The organism is Roseimaritima sediminicola (assembly GCF_009618275.1).
Lineage (GTDB): Bacteria > Planctomycetota > Planctomycetia > Pirellulales > Pirellulaceae > Roseimaritima > Roseimaritima sediminicola.
The window spans coordinates 22,068-41,297 of record NZ_WIAD01000054.1; the positions used below are offsets into that span (position 1 = coordinate 22,068).

The window sequence follows — 19,230 nt, forward strand, 5'->3', positions numbered from 1 at the left end:
TCCGTAGGGCGACACAGGTCGTATTGGGAATGCCGCCCCTCCGGGGCTTTGGTTTGTTTGGGTAAACGAAACCCGGCGGTTGACACCGCCGGCAAAGGCTATGCCGCCCTGCGGGCTGGTTCCGCGGCAGGAATCATCACGGTCGACCACTGGACACCTAATATCGATTTCGCCGCCAACCCCTTGAGCCGACGGCGCGCTTTCGCGGGCCCTGGCCGGTTGGGGTCCGTTGAACACCGTGGGTGATATCGTGACCGCGACGATGCGAGCTGCTGAGCTGTTGGAACGATTCAGCGCCGCGACAATGCTGTTCGAGAGCAATAATAAACCTTTTCTCCCCTCTCCCCGCCGGCCTTGGGCAAGTGGAGCTTGCCCAGGCCGGCGGGGAGAGGGGCCGGGGGTGAGGGGCCTCCGGCGCAATTACCTGTCGATTCAATCGAAAACGTATGGCTTGTGTGAGCCGGTTGGGCGAACGCCCCAGTTCTGCCGTGACGAAACCGAGGCCGTTCGCCTAAACGGCTCAATAAATCGACAGCCCGGCGAACGCCCCGGTTGCTGGCGCATCACTTCGTCGTCGATGCCACCTCGCCGCCACGTGCGCTGCCCAGCGCCTCCCAGACCTGACCATCGATCGTGTCGGCGATCTGGCCGACACTGCCGTCGCAGCGCACCACGTTAACGCCGCCGGGATGCAAGCCGCGTGAGCCCATTATCCGCGGTTGCGAGGTGGGGACACATCCGCCGCCGGCCACCGCACGCCGATCGCAGGCGACGGACTGCCCGCGAAATGCTGCGTGAAAAACCCTTTTAGCGATCTACTACCGCCCACTGACGTTTCAAGAATCGGAAAACCTGCTTCCGAATCAGTGTTGACGAAAGGCAAGACCGGAGCTAACTCCGTAGATCCATCTCGTTATGGATACGCATTCGCATGCTCCACCAACACTGCTAGTCGCTCAGAGACTTTCTCGCCTCTGTACTCGTATTGAAAAAGCAGGTTGACAGTGAACGGCGTGACGCGCTGTCCTTTTCTTACTTCAACGGAAACAACTGCTGATTCGCCGCTATTCAAGTTCCCTGAGTCCAACTCGGAAGCTATGCAGCCACACCCTGCATCTAACCTCATTTTCATAATGGGGTAATCTCTTCCATTATGAAGACGTATCTCGGTACGCAATAATTCCTGGTTCGGCTCAGGGAAAATGGTGACCATCCTCGGAACAACCCGAGCGTCTTTAGGTAACGACCCAACCCATCCGACATGATTCTGGAAGAACTCAGAACTCAAACCGGCGACTGCGCAGCCAACCAAAAACACCCCTACATAAAGCAGAAGTTTTCTCACCCATTGGATACCCAACGTCTTCCCACCATTTCTAATCAGCCTGACGAATATCGATTCTTAGACTTTCGCAAAAGCAAAACAAAGGTGAAAATACACAGCAATCCGATACTCGAAACGACTAACCAACGAGTATTATGTGAGTTGCGCTGCATTGCGATTCGGCGATCGTTTGCGCGAGCGGCCAATCCTTCCCAACTTCCCTGTGTGTTGCCGAGCGCCTTCAATTGACCGGTCGAAACATCGCCGCCAACCCCATCATCCCAGCGGATAGAATGAAGAGTTTTGCCATCTTCGGCACGCGAAATGATCAGCGAGCGGTCCGGCACTGAGACCAGAAAAGCTTCCTTTCCAGGGGGGCTTAAATCGATGGACCGCACAGTTAACTTGCGTTCAACTTCTCTCCCCGATCTTGTCGTCCCTACTAATTGGTAGCTTCGCAACCTTGGCTTACTGCCCGAAGCTGCAACCGAGAAATCATAAGTCTCTGTATGCGCAACCTGTCCCTCACGAAACGCCTGCACCCGCAAGGGACGCCATTGGACGTCGCGACCAAGAAACACTTTGACGTCACCGTTACCTAAAGTGACCTCCACCCCAGTTCCGAAGCCTTGATCCACGATATCCAGTTCCGTTTCCGGCATGCTCAGCAGAGCCTTCCCGACATCGCGGCGCGCAGGGTCAACCCAATGCATAATTGGTGAAATGGAACTAGGCGGAATACCTGCATCGCCGGAGCCTCGCAAGACCAAATGCTTTGGGTTATTCACCCCTTTGGGGTGAAAGGTCTCAATTTTTGTATAACAACGATCAATATAGGAGTAATCGCTGATACCACCTATACTTGAGACCCGGCCCCCCCCAAGCGGCCGACTCCACACCAGCTTTATCTCTGAGCGGATTTCCTCTGGTGCCTCTGAGACGATATCCACCCCATTTGAGAAACTGCCATCCACCTCTCCACTGAATCCTTCCCTGTATTCAAATACACAAACCAAACTCTCGATCCGTGAATCCTCCCAGACTTTGAGTATTTCCGCGCCGTGGATGGTTTGCCCCCGCACTGGGGAGCAGAACAGAGAGGGGCTGATTGAAACACAAACGAGAACATAGGCTAACATGGTGACATGCCAGTTACTGCCGCCAACCAAACGCAGCTTTTGTCGGTTAAACATAACGAAACTCCTTCAATCGACGCTCTGTCCAAAGCATCTGCCCCCAACTAAACAAGCAACAAGGAGCACCTTGGAATCTCACAAACACGACAAGAGTGACAACTTGCGCGAAGGACGGCCCATCTTCCCAAGAGCACATGCGTGCGGCCTGCAACAGTGACGTGAAAGCATCTAGGGACGAGACAACAGCAAGGACGAAATCACCTAAACATATTCGCCTACGTCACATCCCCTGACGTTCGCCATGCCAATGTAAAAACACCGGTCAAGATACTCGCACATACTCGGATCAGTGTTTCCGCAACAACTTCCTTCGTCGCATTCGTACATCTTTGTTTGATAATGCAGCGCACTGCATGGCCCGCGCTTACTCAGGCCGAAACCATATGCACTATTGCTTACACAGGTTGGAGTGTCGAAAGCAAGAAGGACGCCGCTCACCCTCCAAGTTGCGCTTTCATAGCAACTCTCCGTGCAGTTCTCGACACCGCTTGCCATAACTGCAGAGACATCTGCATTGAATGCGCCACAAGAGAACGTGACCACCACCCCACACAAGAAACAAAGGCCCATATTTAAAAGCTTTTGACACGCACTAGATAGCATGCTTGTTCTCCTGGCAGTTATGGATATTAGGCCGAACCAACCCGCTCCGTTTGAAGAGCAATCGCCGGCACGCCTAGCTTTCGACGGTGACGACAAAATCCTCCCTATACTCACAGGAGAGGAAACATTGAACGCCGGGAACACATATTACATCAGCATTTTGGTTGAATCAAATGGTCATGATGACCGTTTGAAGTTGAGCGATCTGAGAATCACGCCAAACCTGTCCACACGGTGGCAACGAAAGGCCACCATATCGGGCCAGCAGTTCGCCGATTACGTAAGTGCAGCCTCGGTGCTGGGCGAGAAAATCACCGCGGCCGGTCTGCTTCGCGTGACCGGCCGTGGCAAGGACAAGAAAGGCAAGGTGTGTCGTGCCGAAGCGGCGAAGCCGCCGAGGGGCTTACATGCCGGCGATCCGGCGGATGCACTTGCAGACGATCCCGCTGTGGCCGACGAAGTCACTCAAGAAATATGATCCGTGAACAGTTACGAATGCCTGAAGCGAGATTATCCGAAATCCTGGGCGCCAATGAGGCGAGCGCCGTGCAAGACGCGCAAGATTAATATGCCATCCGATTCAGGGCGTCAGATCAGTACAGTCCGCAGGGCGACACAGCCCCTGCCGGGGACGTCAGTCCCCGGTTGCTGGCGCATCACTTCGTCGTCGATGCCACCTCGCCGCCTCGTGCGCTGCCCAGCGCCTCCCAGACCTGACCATCGATCGTGTCGGCGATCTGGCCAACACTGCCGTCACAGCGGACCACATTCACCCCGCCGGGATGCGAGCTGCGCGACGCCATCCGCCGCGGCTGCGAGGCCCCCAGTTGGTCGCTGCAGGGCATTGACGGTTGCGAGGTGGGGACACATCCGCCGCCGGCCACCACATCGATCTCGTCGGTGTTGGGTCGCAACGACGTCACGATCCCCGAGGCACCGCCCCACCAGGTCAACCCTCGCGAATCACCGGGCCGCCCCTGCAACACCTCCGCCGCCGCCAAGGTATTGCTCGTCCCATCGGTGATCGCTGCCAGGGAAACATTCCTGCCAAACCGATACGCAAACGCCGTGATCGGCTGGCCGGGCGTCGGTGAATCGATCGTTTCCGATCGGGTGTAAGCGCGAAAGGGTGCTCCTAAGAACGGCACACCTTCGAACGCGGTTTGCGAATAAGTGGTATTGCCATAATTGACCGCATAATTGTGCTTGCTCATCCCTTCCGGCGTGGTCCCGTTGGAGTCACTCGGGCAGGTCAGAATGGCGATCCGCTGAGTCGTGACCGGCAGATTGACCGGATTGTCGTACCGCGGCCCGGGATCATGACCGCCGAAGTTCTGATACTGTTCGGCCAGTGCGGATTGTTCCATAAACGGCAAGACCGCCACCTGCCAGGTTCCCCAGCAACAGCCATAGCGGCCGACGCCGCCTGGCAAGACGCCATGCGTTGATTCGTAATTCGCAAACGCCAGCCCCAGCTGCTTGAGGTTGTTGCGGCACTGCATGTTGCGAGCGGCTTCGCGGACCGCCTGCACTGCCGGCAACAGCAAGCCCATCAACACGGCGATGACCGCCAACACGACCAACAACTCGGTCAACGTGAACCCGCGCCGCTGCGATACCGTCGCCCTGGCGGGATTCATCCCGCTGGTCGCCCCCGCAGCCCCCGGGCTGTCCCACCGCTCCACTCCCGACGACTCACCGCTCGGGAATGTGGTAGACATACGTCGTGTAGGCAATTCGTTCATCAGGAACCAGCTCCAAAAAGCGTCGCAGGGGCATCCGCCGCATGTCCGGGTTTCCGCGTAAATAATTCACAGAAATTAGATAGGTGCCGGGCGGGATAGGTTTGTCTTCTTCAATCGTCGGCTCGGTGAATTCCACTCCATAATCTTCGATCGGGTAAAAACTCCACTGAGCGACTTTCGGCGACTCGTCCGCATGCGATTTTACCCATTCATCAACGTACAGCAAATTCTGCCCCCATTCCATGTTGCTGTCGATCAAGTGGAAATGCCCATGATTCGGTCCGCCCGCCAACACGTTGAAATAGCACAGGCTGTGAGGATAGGTTCGCAGACTGGCGATCGGCCCCAGCACCAAAGCCGCCGCGCCCACCCCCAACCAAACCTTCGACGCACGCATACAGAAAACCGAACCAGCCAACAGAAAGACGAAAGGAAATGCCGGCATCACATAACGGATCCCCGCCCCAAAACCGGTTTGCAAACAAGCCGGTAAAAACAAGGCAACCGCCGGAAGGACCACAAAACATCCCACTTCCAGACGCCCGGGCGTTCGCCCCATGGCCCAGATGGCACTGCCGGTGATCACCAACACCCAGGTGCCGATCGGAACCTTGACCGCCACCACATACAGGTAGTACCACCACCAACTGTGGTCGTACCACTGACCGCTAAGATAGGTTCGGATTCGTCCTCTGGAGTTTTCAAAATCAACCTTCTGCAGGTCCATGCCCTCGACCATCGGTGCCGGCAAGGGCACCGGGATGGAGTCCCAGATCGGTCCGTTCAGCCGGAACTGGCTGCCCGGCGAAGCATCTCCGACGAACGTCTTGCTGAAGAAACGGAAATCGCCCAAACGGGTGAACGATCCGGCAAAGCCATAACCCCAATTGATCACATACAGCGAAACCAAGAACGCCAACGCCAAATGCCGCAGCCGCAGGACGACCTGCCGCTGCGGCTGAGCATACCCGTGAATCAACGAAGCCAACACGATCACGGGAGGTAAGACGATGGCATTGGTCTTGGCCAGCAGCGCCAGGCCCAGCGTCGCACCGGCGGCCAGTGCCAGCGGCAATTGCGGCGCTCGGGACCAGCGCCAAAACAGGTAACATGTGGCCAGCGATAGGGCGGTCACGCCAACGTCGGCGTTGAGCATCTGGGCGTGCGCGAGAACGCTGGGACTGAAGCACCACAGGATCAGTGACGCCAGCCCCGCACCGGCTCCATACAACTGCTTGCCCCAAGAAAAACAAATCCACGCACCCAGCCAGGCAAAGGGCAGGCACGCCCAGCGTCCCAGGGTGAACAGCCAAAACGCCCGCTCGCTGTTGGCCTTGGCGAACTCCCGACCGGCCAGGTGTTCCATGCGATGGCGGCTGTGCAGCGGCACCGCGTCCTGATCCAGTTCCGCGCCGGCCAAGACGACGGGAATCGCGGCGACCAGTCGCACCAGCGGCGGACTGACTTTGCACAGTTCGAAATGGCCGTGTTTCCAGTGACTGACACCAGAAGCCAGGTATGCCGGCTCGTCGGCGATCGGGGAATGGCGGTAAGCCGACCAGCCGAGCATCAACGTGTAGAGGACAAAAACGACGGCAACCACAACGCCCAGCAATCTTGGACGACAATCGCGAGTCGGCCTTGCCGGCTGACCATCGGTGGAGGGCGAATCGTTCATCGTAAGCACGTCAGCAAAATCATTTCCGTAGCACGCTATAACAACACCCTCTCACGCAGGAGGAGGGTCGGGCTCTCAGGCCCGGGGAGGGCACCGGACACGTTTTTTCTTGCATTGTGATCGCCCTTGCCGGAGAATCCCCATCACACAGAGGGCAGGAATCGAAGGCCCCTCATTTCACAACCATGAAATGCGGTAAGCGAATTGAATCATTACCAAAGCATCGGGGAAGTCGTCGCGTCGGCAGCCGAATCGACATCCAACCGCGGCAGGTCCAATCTAACCGTCGCCGTTCCGGTGTACAACGAAGCGGCGACCGTCTCACGACTGCTCGATCGCTTGTACGCCGAACCGACCAGCAAAGAAATTATCGTGGTGGACGATGGATCGACCGATGACTCGGGGGCTTTGATTGCCGAGTGGATGCCGAAGCGAGAAAGTTTAAATTCGCAGACAACGCGGATCGTGCACCTGTCGCATCGAGCCAATCGAGGCAAAGGCCGAGCGATTCGCACGGCCCACCTATCACAGTCACCTGGACCTGCTTCCGCTCGGCAATGGCGTGACAAGTCGATTCATGGCCTGCGACTACACTTAAAAAGCAACACTGCGACCAAGAACCTGGAAGCGAGTACGCTTTCCCAAAGACAACACCGAAGAGACCTGACCTGTTAAAATTGTCGACCCGCTAGAATTGTCGAATTTCTCGGCGACCGCACCTTGCCCCCCAGGAATATATATATACTGTTCCTGGCGCAAATGCTTCTCCTGCTTCGCAGCCTTCCAGGCTAATGCCAGCGAGCATACCCAGAGGTGTTGCGCCGGGTTCCGTAACATTTCTCCTACTCGCACATTGAGGGCAGGCAATGCTTCGTTTCTTGGTTCCCGTTGCGATGCTATTTTCTCTGGGTTTTCACTGCATTTGCTACGCGGTAGAAACCCCGTACGTTAAGTCATGTAACAAAGCAACCGTCAAGTCCTGTGGTGAGTGGGAGGTGCCAGCAGAGAGCAGCGTTTGCGCCCCTTCTGGGGCGGCTGCCACATGCGTCTCAAGTACGACCGGAGGCACTTGTGTTGATGCGCAATACTGGAATTACTGTTGGGACTCGGCGTACTGCGAGGGGTTCTGTGAGAACCACCCTACGGAGCAGTGCTTCGGCGGGGACCTTTACTGTTGAATATCTGCAGTCAGTCTTCCTGCCGCCTATGAGATTGCGGCAGTTCGGGGCTGTCGCCAGTTGTGACTGTTTGTGCCGTGCCCTAGCTTTGCAAGCAAGTTGATTGCAGGGTGGTGGCAATGCGGTGTTATTGACGCGTGTATGGCTTGGCTAGAGCGGGTTATGCTTCGTTTCTCTTCAACAGTTCTATCGCCTTCAATTAAGTAACCAGTGGGGCCGAGGAAATGGGCGGGTTCAGTAGCGGGTCAATGCACAGGGTGGGGGCAGTGTTTATGGCGTCGGCCTTTGTAGGCGTTCAGACTCTGGTTTCGTTATGCTTGTCCAGCGTTGCGGTTGCCGCTGAAGACGATGGCTCAGGCAAATCCCGAGCAGCGGATCTATTGCTGCGGTGTGAGTCCACACTCAGGCAACTGCCGAGGATCGACGCAGAAATAACGGTGACCCCACCGGACTCCGCTCCTTTCACGAAGTACCTGGACCTTTGGGAATACGGAGAGGGGCGTCAGTTCTATGAAAGGCAGTTCGTTCGGAGTGCGGACAGCGGTGACGGACAGAGCGTTCCGATCTCCCGTTTCTGTGCGGACACGGAAGCCCAGCGAGTTGCAAAAATGACATCGAAGAACGCAGAACGCTTGAACGATCTGGGATTTCGGCCAGATGATGTGCGGTACCGCGCTCACATTCGCCCTATCGGCAAATGCCTACTTGACTTGCAGCCTCCGCAGTATCTATTGCGCGTGTTTGGCTTCGATTTATACGCCATGTCTCCTTTGCAACTGTCGGAGATCGCATCGTCGGTCCGCTACACTGGCGATATATCGTCGGGAGGACGCAACTGTCCCGTTGTCGAACTCATCCCGCCGGCGTCGATCCCGCCGTCAACTTGTTCGAAGCTCACGTTAGTGCTGGACCCTGCATACGGCTATCTGCCTCGCCACAGCATCAAGGAGTCGGTTACTCACGACGGCACGACTGTCTACGCAGAAAAAGAAGCCCTGCAGTTCGAGGAGGTTGGCGAAGGTGCTTTTCTGGCCACAGACGTCTCGACGCGTGACCGCACCGCAGGCAACATTCGTCAGTTAAGCCGTTTTCGCGTGACGCGAATAACGCACGCGGTAGCGGAGCCAAGAGGGTTGTCGCAGGTTTTTTTCCCTAATCAGCTCGTGCAGATCGTTGAGCAACCTTTCGACCCGGAGAACCCCAGTGTCGCTGACGGCGCTACTGCTGCAGTGCAGCTTGTTGACGAATCGGGCAAGCTTGGGAAAGTCTTTGAAGACCAGACGGAGCTGCAAGCCTTTATGCTAGAGAAGACACCAGTGCGGAACGCAGGACACAGGGTTAAGGTTTTGGCAACCGCGCTGACGCTGTTACTGATTAGTGCATTCGTGGCTTGGCGACTTCTGCGGCGAAGGCGTATCGCCGCTGCGTGACCGCATTTGTGATACGACCAATCAAGTGTGCGGAGAGCTATGTACAGACGGGCTTATCAGGCAATCGGGCTTACGATTGCGTTTGCACTGCTAGGAAGCGGCGTACTTCGACTGCATTCGCTTCGCAATCTTGCGCACCAACAATGGCCTGCTATAGAAGGAGGGCAGGTGCTGCCCGATGCGGTAATCGCAGGCCAAACGGTGGAGACGGTAAGGCAGCTATTGGTGCCTAAAGACAGGCGGTTCCGCTTGCTTGCTACCCACACCGACTGCGGCTGCACCTCGCTCGCCATTGGAGCCACAACGGTCAATGGTCGGCACCTACCGCTAGCGCTCGAGACGGGTCGTCTGCCAATAAAGATAGTGTCGGATACCCACTTGAAGAGTGGGGATACAGCCATTGGCTACAGCCTCCTTATCGCTGATGAACACGGCAAACAGACCCGTCTAACCGACCGCTTCCAACTCAAGGTGCTCCCCTCTATCACGGCAAGCCCGAGAGATCTTAAGCTTAGTTTCGGTGAAAAACGGCAAGTAATTGTAACAAGCGCAACTGACTTGTCGCAGCTTACAGTCCGTGCCGCTCACCCAGACCTGATCCATGCATCGGAAGTCCAAGATATACGGCTGGACGATGCCAGCAATGCCTGGAAAGGCACCGTCGAGGTGACCGCAATTGGAACTTGCCGTAACAGTAAGGTATTCTCCTGGATCGATTTACTCCCCGAGCAGTCCAGCGTAGACCCCGGTAAGCTATCGGTGACTATGCTGCCAGAAAATGGACTTCTTCTGTCCGCCCCTAAGTTGTGGATACCGCTCGATTATGGCGGCGGCTTTCCGGTCAGCCGAACAGTTTTTGTGCAGGCCATTAAGGCGGGCGACTTAACCGTGACAACCAACGCGATGGACGAGCACGTCGCGGTTAAAGTTGCCAGATTGGGCCCGAAGGCATGGAAGATGACTGTCTCTGTGCTTTCGTGGGAATGCGAGAGTTTCAACGTCGAACTGCGGCAGGGACGACGGGCCGCTTCATTGGCTGTAGAGGTGACTCAGCTTCCTGAGAACAGCAGCAAATCATCCGGACACCACCGCAAGACCTCCGAAAATCCACCGTCCTTGGCCTTCCCAAGTTGAACCCGGAAGGAGTTTTTCTTGCATTGTGATCGCCCTTGCCGGAGAATCCCCATCACACAGAGGGCAGGAATCGAAGGCCCCTCATTTCACAACCATGAAATGCGGTAAGCGAATTGAATCATTACCAAAGCATCGGGGAAGTCGTCGCGTCGGCAGCCGAATCGACATCCAACCGCGGCAGGTCCAATCTAACCGTCGCCGTTCCGGTGTACAACGAAGCGGCGACCGTCTCACGACTGCTCGATCGCTTGTACGCCGAACCGACCAGCAAAGAAATCGTCGTGGTGGACGATGGGTCGACGGATGACTCGGGGGCTTTGATTGCCGAGTGGATGCCGAAGCGAGAAAGTTTAAATTCGCAGACAACGCGGATCGTGCACCTGTCGCATCGAGCCAATCGAGGCAAAGGCCGAGCGATTCGCACGGCCCTTGAGGTGGCCGAGGGAGATTATTTTTTAGTGCAGGATGCGGATCTAGAGCTCTGCCCATCGGCCTACCAATCGCTCCTGTCGCCGCTGACGGAGGGCGAAGTGGATTGGGTGATCGGGACGCGACAAGCCGACCGGCGACGCTTCCGCACGGCCCACCGCCTGGGACTGGCTCTGGTCAACTCCATGGTCCGCCTCTTGTATGGCTACCGGTTGTCGGACGCGGCCTGTTGTTACAAAGTCGCCGAAACCGAGCGGGTGCGCGCGATGCAGTTGCAGTGCGAGGGATTTGAGTTCTGTCCCGAGTTCGTTGCCAAAGCGGCCCGCTTGAACCTCACGGTGCGAGAGGTACCGGTGCAGTACACGCCGCGGCGGACGCAAGAAGGAAAGAAACTGCGGCTGGTATCCGACGGCCTCGAGTGCCTGGGCACGCTGATGCGGTACCGAAACTGGCAGCCAGAGTCCGGCCCTCCCGAAGCTTCGCGGGAAAACCTCACTGCATCCAAAGTATCCTCGCACTGAACAGCGATTCATCACCGGCGAAATACTCGACGAGTCAATCACTACTCATCGGCACGCGATAACAACTGCTCAACCCAGTCCGCGTTTCGATGCAGTGTCGAAGCATCCTCGCCACTGACGACAGCAGCGACGGTTTGGTCGCGAACGGCGATGAATGTCGGCGCGGCGATGAACGGCTCTTGGGCGCCGCCCCAAACAAGCTTGAACTCATCTTCGCTGTCACTTGGCGCAGCCGACACCGTTCCAGGCATCACGGTCCAGCCATCGGTCGCTACGCTAACGCCAACCACAAAGACCCCTCTTCGCGACCCGCTCGTGCCGAATTCTCGCCACGACTTTGCCACTTCGTGACAGTGCTCACAATCCGGACGGAGCAGCACAATTAACGCTTCGCCCGACGTTGGCATCACCGCCGCAAAGCGTTTGTCATGGAGCAGGGGCATCTTCCTTCCAACCAGATTGTCGCCGAACCAGGCGGGCATTTCCTGCTCATCTAAGGTCGCATCCATTCGCCAGTTTGTCGCGACTGTAGCGAACCCACCCAAGACAACGGCTGCGGTCAGCGCGAGGACGACTTGGCGTCGGAACTCGCCGTCGCCGCCAATGCGACAAGCCTTCACGCTGTGGCGAGCCGCCAGCAGAAGACCAATTGCGATAAGATCCACGACCAGGGGAAATCCCTGGGGTGTTTCCGAGCCAAAGCAACCGCAATCGGCTTGCGTCCACCATGCCCATGCAGCAACGCAAGCCAGTCCTGAGAAGACGAGCAACCCGAACCGGTGCGCGGTCCGGCTGGGAGCCAGGGCGATGAAGACAGCTGCGAACACTTCGAAACCGATCACCCCCGAAAGTCGCGGCGTCGAAGAAAGTAGTCCGTCCGATCCAAGAATCCTAGCTGCATCCATCCCCTTCGCCGACGCGCTCATCAACAACACTGCAGCCAGCAGCGAACGCACTACGATCCATGTGCTTGGCACCATTCCCCCACCCAATCTTCAGGAAAACTGCTACTGCCCCCTAACCGCTGAACAGCGTGAAACAGCGAAGGATCATAGCAAAACGATTTAATCATGCCGACAGAAATAGACAACTTCGTATTTTTGACTGCGTTATTTCCGTTCGGGTCGCACGTTCCACAAGTGTTTGCATGTCCCCTACGCCAAGGCATATAATCAGCGGTCACCAACCAGATTGCGTGGCGTGTGGGGCTTCCGCGCGGCGAGCTTGACGCTGCGACAACGTGACGATTTAAGGGGCAACTGTGACCGCTGAGAACACACATAACATTATCATGTTGGATGACTGCTCCAGAGCCATCGCCGAAGCGGAACGACTCGACGAGCTAACCGACCTGCGAAGTCGCGCCGAAGCGATTCGAACGTGGGCCAAGAGCGCAAACCAGAGCTTGGAAGTACAGAACCGGGCAGCGACGCTGAGGTTGATGGCCGAGCGGAAAGCAGGAAAACTGCTGTCGCAACTGCGGCTCAGGGGCGGTGACCGAAAATCAAATGGTCACGATGACCGTTTGAAATTGAGTGATCTGGGAATCACGCAGAACCAGTCCAAGCGGTGGCAGCGAGAGGCCACCGTATCGGACCGGCAGTTCGCCGATTACGTACGTGCGGCTTCGGTGCTGGGCGCGGAGATCACCGCAGCCGGCTTGCTTCGCGTGGCTGCCGGCGGCAAGGGCAAGAAAGCCAAGGCGCGTCGCGGCAAAGCGGCGAAGCCGCCGAGGGACATACAGGCCGGCGCTCCAGGAGATGCAATTGTAGACGATCCTGCTGGGGCCGACGAAGTCACTCAAGACGCAATCAATCACGTGCAAATGCTGCAGCAGATCCTTCACCCCTATGCAAGCGGCAAATCTGGCAGCTTGTCAAATACGCAGCGACGTGCAGTGCTCTACTTCCTTTCCGAAGCCCTATCGGCGCTGCGACAATCATCTCTTCGCCGGGCGGAATGACGACTTCTTCGAGCGACCTAAGTTTGAGGAGCGGCCTCACGCTAGTCGGAGCACGTGCCACAAACGCCCATGCACACTCGAACTCGATGCGGTCGATTGCACCGTGTGTTTTGCCAAACGGGTGCTGCGTTGATCGGATCTACACATCTCATAACGGCCCAATGGCTAACGACATCGAGGGTGACACGAACAGGGCAGGTCTAAACAGCAGTTGCGTACACTCCATCGGAAAGACCGAACCGAGCCGCTCAAAAAAGCGTGAATCCACACTCGTTCAATCAAGAATCACATCCGCACTATTGACACGCGACTCACGGCTGATATCTTGCGATTAACCATCGCATGTCCAGTTCGTCCACGCGGCAGTTGTGCGATTTTTCTAGATCCCCGCTGAGTAAAGCAAAGGGTCTGCAAAACCGAACTTAAATGGTAAGCAGCGGTGGCTGCAGAAGAAATTCGAGCGGTCGGATCGCACCCATCGCTGATGCTTCTGCGTTTTCTAAAAACTTTTTCTTTAGGAGACTGAGATGTTGAAGACTGCAATTTGTGCGATTCTCGCGATTACGCTCAGGTGCGTAAGCGGTTCCGATTCCGCGAATGGTGTAGACTGCACACATGACGCGATCCCCTGCGACTTCTCTATGGGAGGCGGGCAGTGCTGCTGGACGATTTCGTCGATCCCTCAGGTTGTCCCTCACAACGACGACGACGAGTACGGTAGACCGATGTGGATTCCAAACACGACCCAAACTTATTGCGGACTGGTCTATGCCCCTTACCTTGGGTATCCGTGTGCCACGCCCACTGCAACTTACTGCGGCGACCCAGCGCTCGCCGATTGCTTCTAAACCAAAGGCACGAATTCCAGCAACCGTCGAATCGCAGTCGCGATGTTGTGCAAACATCATGGCGACTGCTTCGTGTCCACAGGAACTGACACTCTAACCAGCCCAAAAGCTCCGGGAAGATTTGATGAATGTTCGCAGCGGCCCCAATGTGGCAGTAGCTATCCTTAGCCTGATAGCCACAACGGTTGCCGCAGCTTCCGGCGAGACAGGCAGAGATCATGTTTCAATACAGCGAGCGGCGATGGCCGTTAGCAAGATTCGCAACTACGTTTGTCGCGTTACCCAGAAAACAACCTCCGCCGAGGGTGAGGTCGCGGAATTTCATTACGAAATTACACAAGCTGGCGATTACTATCGAACCGATGTCAGCTTTGGGGAAGGGGGGTTGAATCAACCGCAGATGATCTTTGCATTTGACGGCGAACGATATCAGAATTTTGACCAGAAAGTGGACACGCTGTCATTCTCGAAGAACAACCGGGTGCCAATGCCCTACGGTATGCCCAACCCAATGATTCTTCCCTATATCTGGCTCTTTCCGGATCTGGCGCATGACTGGAGCGACGTTAGGGATGTTGATTCCTGGCAGCAAAGAAAGGTTGGCGGATTTAGCATTTCGGAAGGCGCAATGCATCTGAACTACGAATGTGTCGAAGTGAGGTTTCCTCAAGCAAACGGCTTGCCTTCAGCGGTCGTCAAGCTTGCGACAGAACATGATTATTTTCCGGTTTACGTAGAGCTGCCTGACAGGAAGTCGACGATAAGCAGCCGGAAACTGTTTTCGGCGGCGGTAGGCGACGCTGAAGTGTGGGTACCGCAAATCGTCGATGTGACCGATGAGCTTTCACGGTATCAGTATTTTCTACCGGAGGAATCTATAGAAATCAACACGCCGGTCGACCGTTCCATATTTTCGTTGTCGCCATCAATGGCCGGTCATGTAGACGACTACGATTTAAATATGAAGCGGCTAAGGAACTCAGGTGCGTTACCTATCCAAGAGGGATCCTCAGAGCAGTTTCCACGGCCCCGTGCCGGCCTCGCGCTAGTTATGTTCGCAGGTGTGGCCTTCTTAGTGTGGATACATATAAAAACGAGGGCAGTCCGTTGAAAACCCATTTACTTGTCCCTGCAATAGTAATTTGCTCAGTTGTAGCTTGGCTGTATACGGCACGGCCGGTCCCGAAGATTTATGCGACAGCAGGTGCCCTTGAGTTTGACGGCGTGCATCCCGCAAGAAAGAAAGAAAAGTCTGTAGTCATAGGCAACAGCGGAGATCGCAACTTGCTGATCCATCGGATCCAAACCGGCTGCGGCTGCGTGGAGACGGAGTTAACACATAAAGTCATTCCGCCGGGCGGCAGTGGCAAACTGCGTGTTTCCATGAAACTAGGTGAAACAGAGGTGCGGCAGGGAAAGACGACTCCGGTCTACATTTTTTCGAATGACCCAGTCAGTCCCTGCCTAGTTATTACTGCGTTTGCACCCCCTTCGCGGCCGCGAAAAGTCGAGGCACAAGACGTAGATCTCGGAGTTGTTGCGAGAGAGCAGCTTCCTATCCACCGGCGGATCAAGCTTGCCTCCAGCACTTTAGTGGATTCGCCTAAATTGGACCATGCGGCCATCGGGATTAATGTACAGGGCACCACCGGAACAATGGAAGATCCAGTCATGACGGTTAGGAGCAATGCGGCGTCAGGTGAAATTTTCACGACAATCAGCACATCCGAAAAGCTGGGAGAGACTGAGCAACTTACACTGCGAGGCGTTATACAAGGTACGGTTTCGGCAAGTCCGTCCATGGTTTCAATTGGTCCAGTCTATCCTGAGGACAGCAATTTCGAGACCCGCATTCGGGTAGAACCGGCGTCGCTGGACGCTATTAAGCTGATGTACAGCTCCTCACGGCTAGACCAGCTGCTGACAGTAGAAATTAAGAAGGAGAACGAGAACAACTATATTGTCTTTCGGGTCAGTCCTAAACGTGGGTTTGTATGGGAAAATAATAGATGGTTAGGGGTGTTTGTATTTCGGATTGCGACCCAGAGCGGAAAGGTTGAGCGGTTGAGCATTCCTGTTGTGGTGATTTCGCAGACCCGTCGAATTGCACCTAAGGATCTTTAAGAAAAAATGGACAGATTTACTTTTGTGTACTGCTTGCTTTTTGCAATGGCTTTAGGTTGTTCGAGCCGCGAGGGCTCAGTTTCCACACGAGCCGGAGGCGACGTGACCGATGGTTTTACCGCTGCGTTCCAATTTGCAGCGGAGGGAGACTTCAAAGAATGCGTCGCCTTGTTGCGATCCGAAGGCATTGATCAGATGTTCTCTGACTCGCCGCGAGGGTACCTGAACCTGAGCGAATCAGAGTTCGCGGAACTTCCAGCAGGTGAACGAACTGCCGTTCAAGCCGAGGCCTTAGACTTCATGGCTTCAGTCTCGAGCCTTGCCCGAGACCTGATAGACCAAGCGGAAGCAGCGAAGGCTCGCGGCGACCTGGAGTTCAGCAAAGAGTGCTTTACGGCAGTTTACGAGATTGGCGATGCTCTCGCCCAGCCGGATCAACTGGAGGTATTTCAGCAAAAAGGAAGAGCGATCCGAGACGCAGCGAAAAATTAGACTCTGCCTGAAAACCGGAACGACGATCGACACCGACGTGATCAACCGTGGTCTGTTTCCGCCTCAACCCACGGATTAGCCCGCAGGGCGACACAGCCCCCGCCGGCGGTGTCAACCTATTTTATCTACAGGAAGATGCTTGCAATTCTATTGCGCACGTTCGCGGCGTACTGCCGCAGAGCGTCGAGGTCGTATTTTCGTAATGCATCGTCGAATGCAAGCAGAACCCATAGTCCAGCAAACATCGCCGGCGCAGTCACTGGCCGTTTGCGAGACATCTGGCGTCCGCTTAGACGAACCAAGACTTGGCGTATTTGAGCCGCTTCCTCGCCGGGGTCACGGGCGAGCGACCACACGATCAGGCATGCCATCGTCGCCACTGCTAGGCGGCGAGCAATAGCTTCACATGTCTCCTGCCCCCAATGCTCCATCTCTTGGCCCGCTGCCTTTAGAAGCTTGTGAAAATCCTCGATCTGCCAACGCCAGTAGTACCAAAGAACAATTGTAGCGCTCGCTACCGATGCTGGCGCGTTGGTGTACAGATACCACGTCGCAACCACCTCGCCGTTTTCATCGCGAAGCTCACTGACGATTAACCGCAAGGGTAAAGGAACCCCTGGAATGGATTTGCGAGGTTCGCCGAGGCGTTCTGGTCTTGCCGGCCGAGTGATTATGATGGCCGTTTCAGCGACCCACTGCTGCAGCTTGCGCCCCTCATAGTTGACTTTTCGAACGTACGTGAAGCCACCCGAGTCATGGAGCACATCGCCAATTTCCTTGAGATTGCGACGTTTGTTCTCATGTTTCGCGGTGTTCTTTGCTTGGCCGCGAACCAGAAAAGTCATTCCGGCGGCATCCCACTGGCGAAGGTGAGCGATGCTATCGCATTCGGCGTCAATGATGAAGATCGGCACCGGCCCGAGGTTCAGACTGGCAGCAAACTCCATGCTTGCAGCGACCTCGTCGAGTACTGAAATTGCCCGTCGCACTTCATGGCAGCGCGTCGAATGTACACCTTGTTCGTCTCGAAGTTCAAACCACAACGGGCCTATCGGCTGACCATCGACGTCGTTCAACGCGAGTCCGCTGAACATCTCGTAGCCAAGGTCCTGGATTCGCGATAACGCCACCCGTCCCTTTTTGCCATGATGATCTTTGTAGTGAAGGTTGCACCAGTCGCATGCGACCGGGACAAACTGCTGGCAATCGCTTTGGATCTGCGATCGCACTTTGGCTAAGATCGGAGAGAAAACTTGCTTTAGCGTAGAAGCTTTATCATTGAAAAAACGCCACGCTGCTTGCGTGGAAGCCTTGGACGTGTGGTCGGCTGGCAAAGCTCGCAGTCCAGCGGCCGTTCGATGTGCTGGCGAAAGATGCTCCGCAACAAGTCTTTCATAGCGATCGTTATAGCCTACTGGGAGCGTGTCCGCCGGCGGACGTACGTAAGTTCTCCACTGAAAGACACCTGGGTCAACGACTGGTTCAACCGGATAGTCTGGCAACTGAGATTCCTAGGGCATCTGAATTACAACGCTGCCGAAATGGTGGTTTCGGGCCACCCTAGTTGTAAGCAAATTTCGCACCACTCGAAATTATCCCGGGGTGTGAATTGCTAGCGGACGCGTGTAGATAAAATAGGTGTCAACCGCCGGCCCCCATCCCAAGCAAACCAACAAAAGCCTCACAGTGACGATAGAGGAGCGTCCCGGCTGTGTCGCCCTCCGGACCAATGCGGAACCCGGCGCCCAGTGTCCTGGCTGTGGCGAACCGCGAGCGACCGTGAAGCCGAAGAACAACCTGGCTCACTGCTATAGTTGCGGTGAGAACAACAACCCCATCGGCCTGCTGCGGAGGCAAAACAAAAGGAGCAGCCTTTGACTGCTAACCGCCTCGAACACCGAAGACAAGGCCCGACCCCGGCGCTGCCTGCCCGCCATTGCTACGTGCTTAGGGAACGGCACAAATCAACTTAGCTTCATATGCTTTCATTGATCCTTGTTTCATGCGCGGGCGTGCCCGACCTTAATGCTGCAATTACCTCCTCGCCTTCATCGGCGCAGCTTGCCTGGAAACTTCACAGCAGGATCCGAATCCCCCCTCTTCCAAGCAGGTAGGCGGGAGTCTTTCGGCATTTCGGCCGTTTCGAACGTTCGGCACGGTTTACCGCCTGGACAGCAATTCCCGGCCATGGCTGTTTTTCGGCCCGGCGGTGGGTGCGACGAGCAGATGGAGGCGCTTGGAGGCATGACGATGGTGGTGGAAGGCGGCGAAGACTCGTTTTACCGCACTGCGCCCCATGCTTGACGCGAAAAAGACTGCCTTTTTCTGTTGACTGCACAGTCGATCATCAAGTGCGCTCGGTCAGAGCCACTGCTGTGTAGCGTTTGGACGTTGAAGCGGCCTTGTGGCCGGGCGAATGTCGGCCCGTTAGCCGGATGGGCCAGGATAGACTTGGTTGCGACAGCGATCCAAGAGAATGGCTTCGAAGAGCTGCCGGAAGCTTGTGAACACGAACGACAATGCTGCCGCGCGAGTACGCTCCCACAGGCTCCGGCGAGTCTTGAC

At 56.1% G+C, this 19,230-nt stretch carries 15 protein-coding genes; 9 read left to right on the forward strand and 6 right to left on the reverse strand.

Annotated elements, in window-relative coordinates:
* Positions 1 to 563: 563 nt before the first annotated feature.
* Both GE027_RS23615 and GE027_RS19210 read right to left on the reverse strand, forming a co-directional pair.
* Entirely contained in the window at positions 564 to 710 is a 147-nt protein-coding gene (locus GE027_RS23615; RefSeq protein ID WP_153558843.1) for a DUF1559 family PulG-like putative transporter, read from the reverse strand.
* A 670-nt stretch (positions 711 to 1,380) separates the two neighbouring features.
* Positions 1,381 to 2,517 carry a hypothetical protein gene (locus GE027_RS19210; protein WP_153558845.1) on the reverse strand — a complete coding sequence of 379 codons (1,137 nt, stop codon included), beginning with the start codon at positions 2,515 to 2,517 and terminating at the stop codon, positions 1,381 to 1,383.
* Positions 2,518 to 3,250: 733 nt separating this feature from the next.
* On the opposite strand from GE027_RS19210, the gene GE027_RS19215 reads away from it, so the two are divergent.
* The gene (locus GE027_RS19215; RefSeq protein ID WP_153558846.1) at positions 3,251 to 3,601 is read left to right on the forward strand and encodes a hypothetical protein; all 351 of its coding nucleotides are present in this window, start codon (positions 3,251 to 3,253) and stop codon (positions 3,599 to 3,601) included.
* 178 nt (positions 3,602 to 3,779) lie between these two features.
* On the opposite strand, the gene GE027_RS19220 is transcribed toward GE027_RS19215, so the two are convergent.
* Positions 3,780 to 4,844 (reverse strand): DUF1559 family PulG-like putative transporter, encoded by a 1,065-nt coding sequence (locus tag GE027_RS19220; RefSeq protein WP_237607660.1) that lies wholly within the window; start codon positions 4,842 to 4,844, stop codon positions 3,780 to 3,782.
* On the reverse strand, positions 4,819 to 6,546 hold the full coding sequence (locus GE027_RS19225; protein ID WP_153558847.1) for a glycosyltransferase family 39 protein: 1,728 nt from the start codon (positions 6,544 to 6,546) through the stop codon (positions 4,819 to 4,821). The genes GE027_RS19220 and GE027_RS19225 overlap by 26 nt, the downstream gene beginning before the upstream one ends.
* A 204-nt stretch (positions 6,547 to 6,750) precedes the next feature.
* Here GE027_RS19225 and GE027_RS19230 point away from each other — a divergent pair, with 204 nt between their 5' ends.
* The 4 genes from GE027_RS19230 to GE027_RS19245 all read left to right on the forward strand — a co-directional run bounded on the left by GE027_RS19230 (position 6,751) and on the right by GE027_RS19245 (position 11,238).
* Positions 6,751 to 7,221 carry a glycosyltransferase gene (locus tag GE027_RS19230; RefSeq protein WP_153558848.1) on the forward strand — a complete coding sequence of 157 codons (471 nt, stop codon included), beginning with the start codon at positions 6,751 to 6,753 and terminating at the stop codon, positions 7,219 to 7,221.
* 1,111 nt (positions 7,222 to 8,332) lie between these two features.
* Complete coding sequence (locus tag GE027_RS19235) at positions 8,333 to 9,154, forward strand: hypothetical protein (RefSeq protein WP_153558849.1); 822 nt, start codon at positions 8,333 to 8,335, stop codon at positions 9,152 to 9,154.
* A 168-nt stretch (positions 9,155 to 9,322) separates the two neighbouring features.
* Positions 9,323 to 10,288, forward strand: coding sequence for a hypothetical protein (locus GE027_RS19240; protein WP_153558850.1), 966 nt, complete (start codon positions 9,323 to 9,325; stop codon positions 10,286 to 10,288).
* A gap of 113 nt (positions 10,289 to 10,401) precedes the next feature.
* Complete coding sequence (locus GE027_RS19245) at positions 10,402 to 11,238, forward strand: glycosyltransferase family 2 protein (protein ID WP_153558851.1); 837 nt, start codon at positions 10,402 to 10,404, stop codon at positions 11,236 to 11,238.
* 41 nt (positions 11,239 to 11,279) lie between these two features.
* Here GE027_RS19245 and GE027_RS19250 read toward each other — a convergent pair whose 3' ends face one another.
* Entirely contained in the window at positions 11,280 to 12,194 is a 915-nt protein-coding gene (locus GE027_RS19250) for a MauE/DoxX family redox-associated membrane protein (RefSeq protein WP_153558852.1), read from the reverse strand.
* A 305-nt stretch (positions 12,195 to 12,499) separates the two neighbouring features.
* Between GE027_RS19250 and GE027_RS19255 the strand changes: the two genes are divergently transcribed.
* The 4 genes from GE027_RS19255 to GE027_RS19265 all read left to right on the forward strand — a co-directional run bounded on the left by GE027_RS19255 (position 12,500) and on the right by GE027_RS19265 (position 16,665).
* Positions 12,500 to 13,201: a hypothetical protein gene (locus GE027_RS19255; protein ID WP_162006825.1), complete on the forward strand. Its 702-nt coding sequence runs from the start codon at positions 12,500 to 12,502 to the stop codon at positions 13,199 to 13,201.
* Positions 13,202 to 14,173: 972 nt separating this feature from the next.
* Positions 14,174 to 15,160: a hypothetical protein gene (locus tag GE027_RS22880; protein ID WP_162006826.1), complete on the forward strand. Its 987-nt coding sequence runs from the start codon at positions 14,174 to 14,176 to the stop codon at positions 15,158 to 15,160.
* Positions 15,157 to 16,173, forward strand: a complete 1,017-nt coding sequence (locus GE027_RS19260) for a DUF1573 domain-containing protein (RefSeq protein WP_162006827.1) — start codon at positions 15,157 to 15,159, stop codon at positions 16,171 to 16,173. Before GE027_RS22880 ends, GE027_RS19260 begins: the two co-directional genes overlap by 4 nt.
* 102 nt (positions 16,174 to 16,275) lie before the next feature.
* The gene (locus GE027_RS19265) at positions 16,276 to 16,665 is read left to right on the forward strand and encodes a hypothetical protein (protein ID WP_153558855.1); all 390 of its coding nucleotides are present in this window, start codon (positions 16,276 to 16,278) and stop codon (positions 16,663 to 16,665) included.
* 125 nt (positions 16,666 to 16,790) lie between these two features.
* Here the strand turns inward: GE027_RS19265 and GE027_RS19270 are convergent, their stop codons facing one another.
* The gene (locus tag GE027_RS19270; protein WP_153558856.1) at positions 16,791 to 17,999 is read right to left on the reverse strand and encodes a flagellar biosynthesis protein FlhF; all 1,209 of its coding nucleotides are present in this window, start codon (positions 17,997 to 17,999) and stop codon (positions 16,791 to 16,793) included.
* Between the last annotated feature and the right edge of the window lie 1,231 nt (positions 18,000 to 19,230).

Bases quoted from the DNA above. Each gene is read 5' to 3' on its own strand.
- GE027_RS19225 (WP_153558847.1), bottom strand. From the start codon at position 6,546: ATGAACGATTCGCCCTCCACCGATGGTCAGCCGGCAAGGCCGACTCGC.
- GE027_RS22880 (WP_162006826.1), top strand. From the start codon at position 14,174: ATGAATGTTCGCAGCGGCCCCAATGTGGCAGTAGCTATCCTTAGCCTG.
- GE027_RS19220 (WP_237607660.1), bottom strand. From the start codon at position 4,844: ATGTCTACCACATTCCCGAGCGGTGAGTCGTCGGGAGTGGAGCGGTGG.
- GE027_RS23615 (WP_153558843.1), bottom strand. From the start codon at position 710: ATGGGCTCACGCGGCTTGCATCCCGGCGGCGTTAACGTGGTGCGCTGC.
- GE027_RS19210 (WP_153558845.1), bottom strand. From the start codon at position 2,517: ATGTTTAACCGACAAAAGCTGCGTTTGGTTGGCGGCAGTAACTGGCAT.
- GE027_RS19235 (WP_153558849.1), top strand. From the start codon at position 8,333: ATGACATCGAAGAACGCAGAACGCTTGAACGATCTGGGATTTCGGCCA.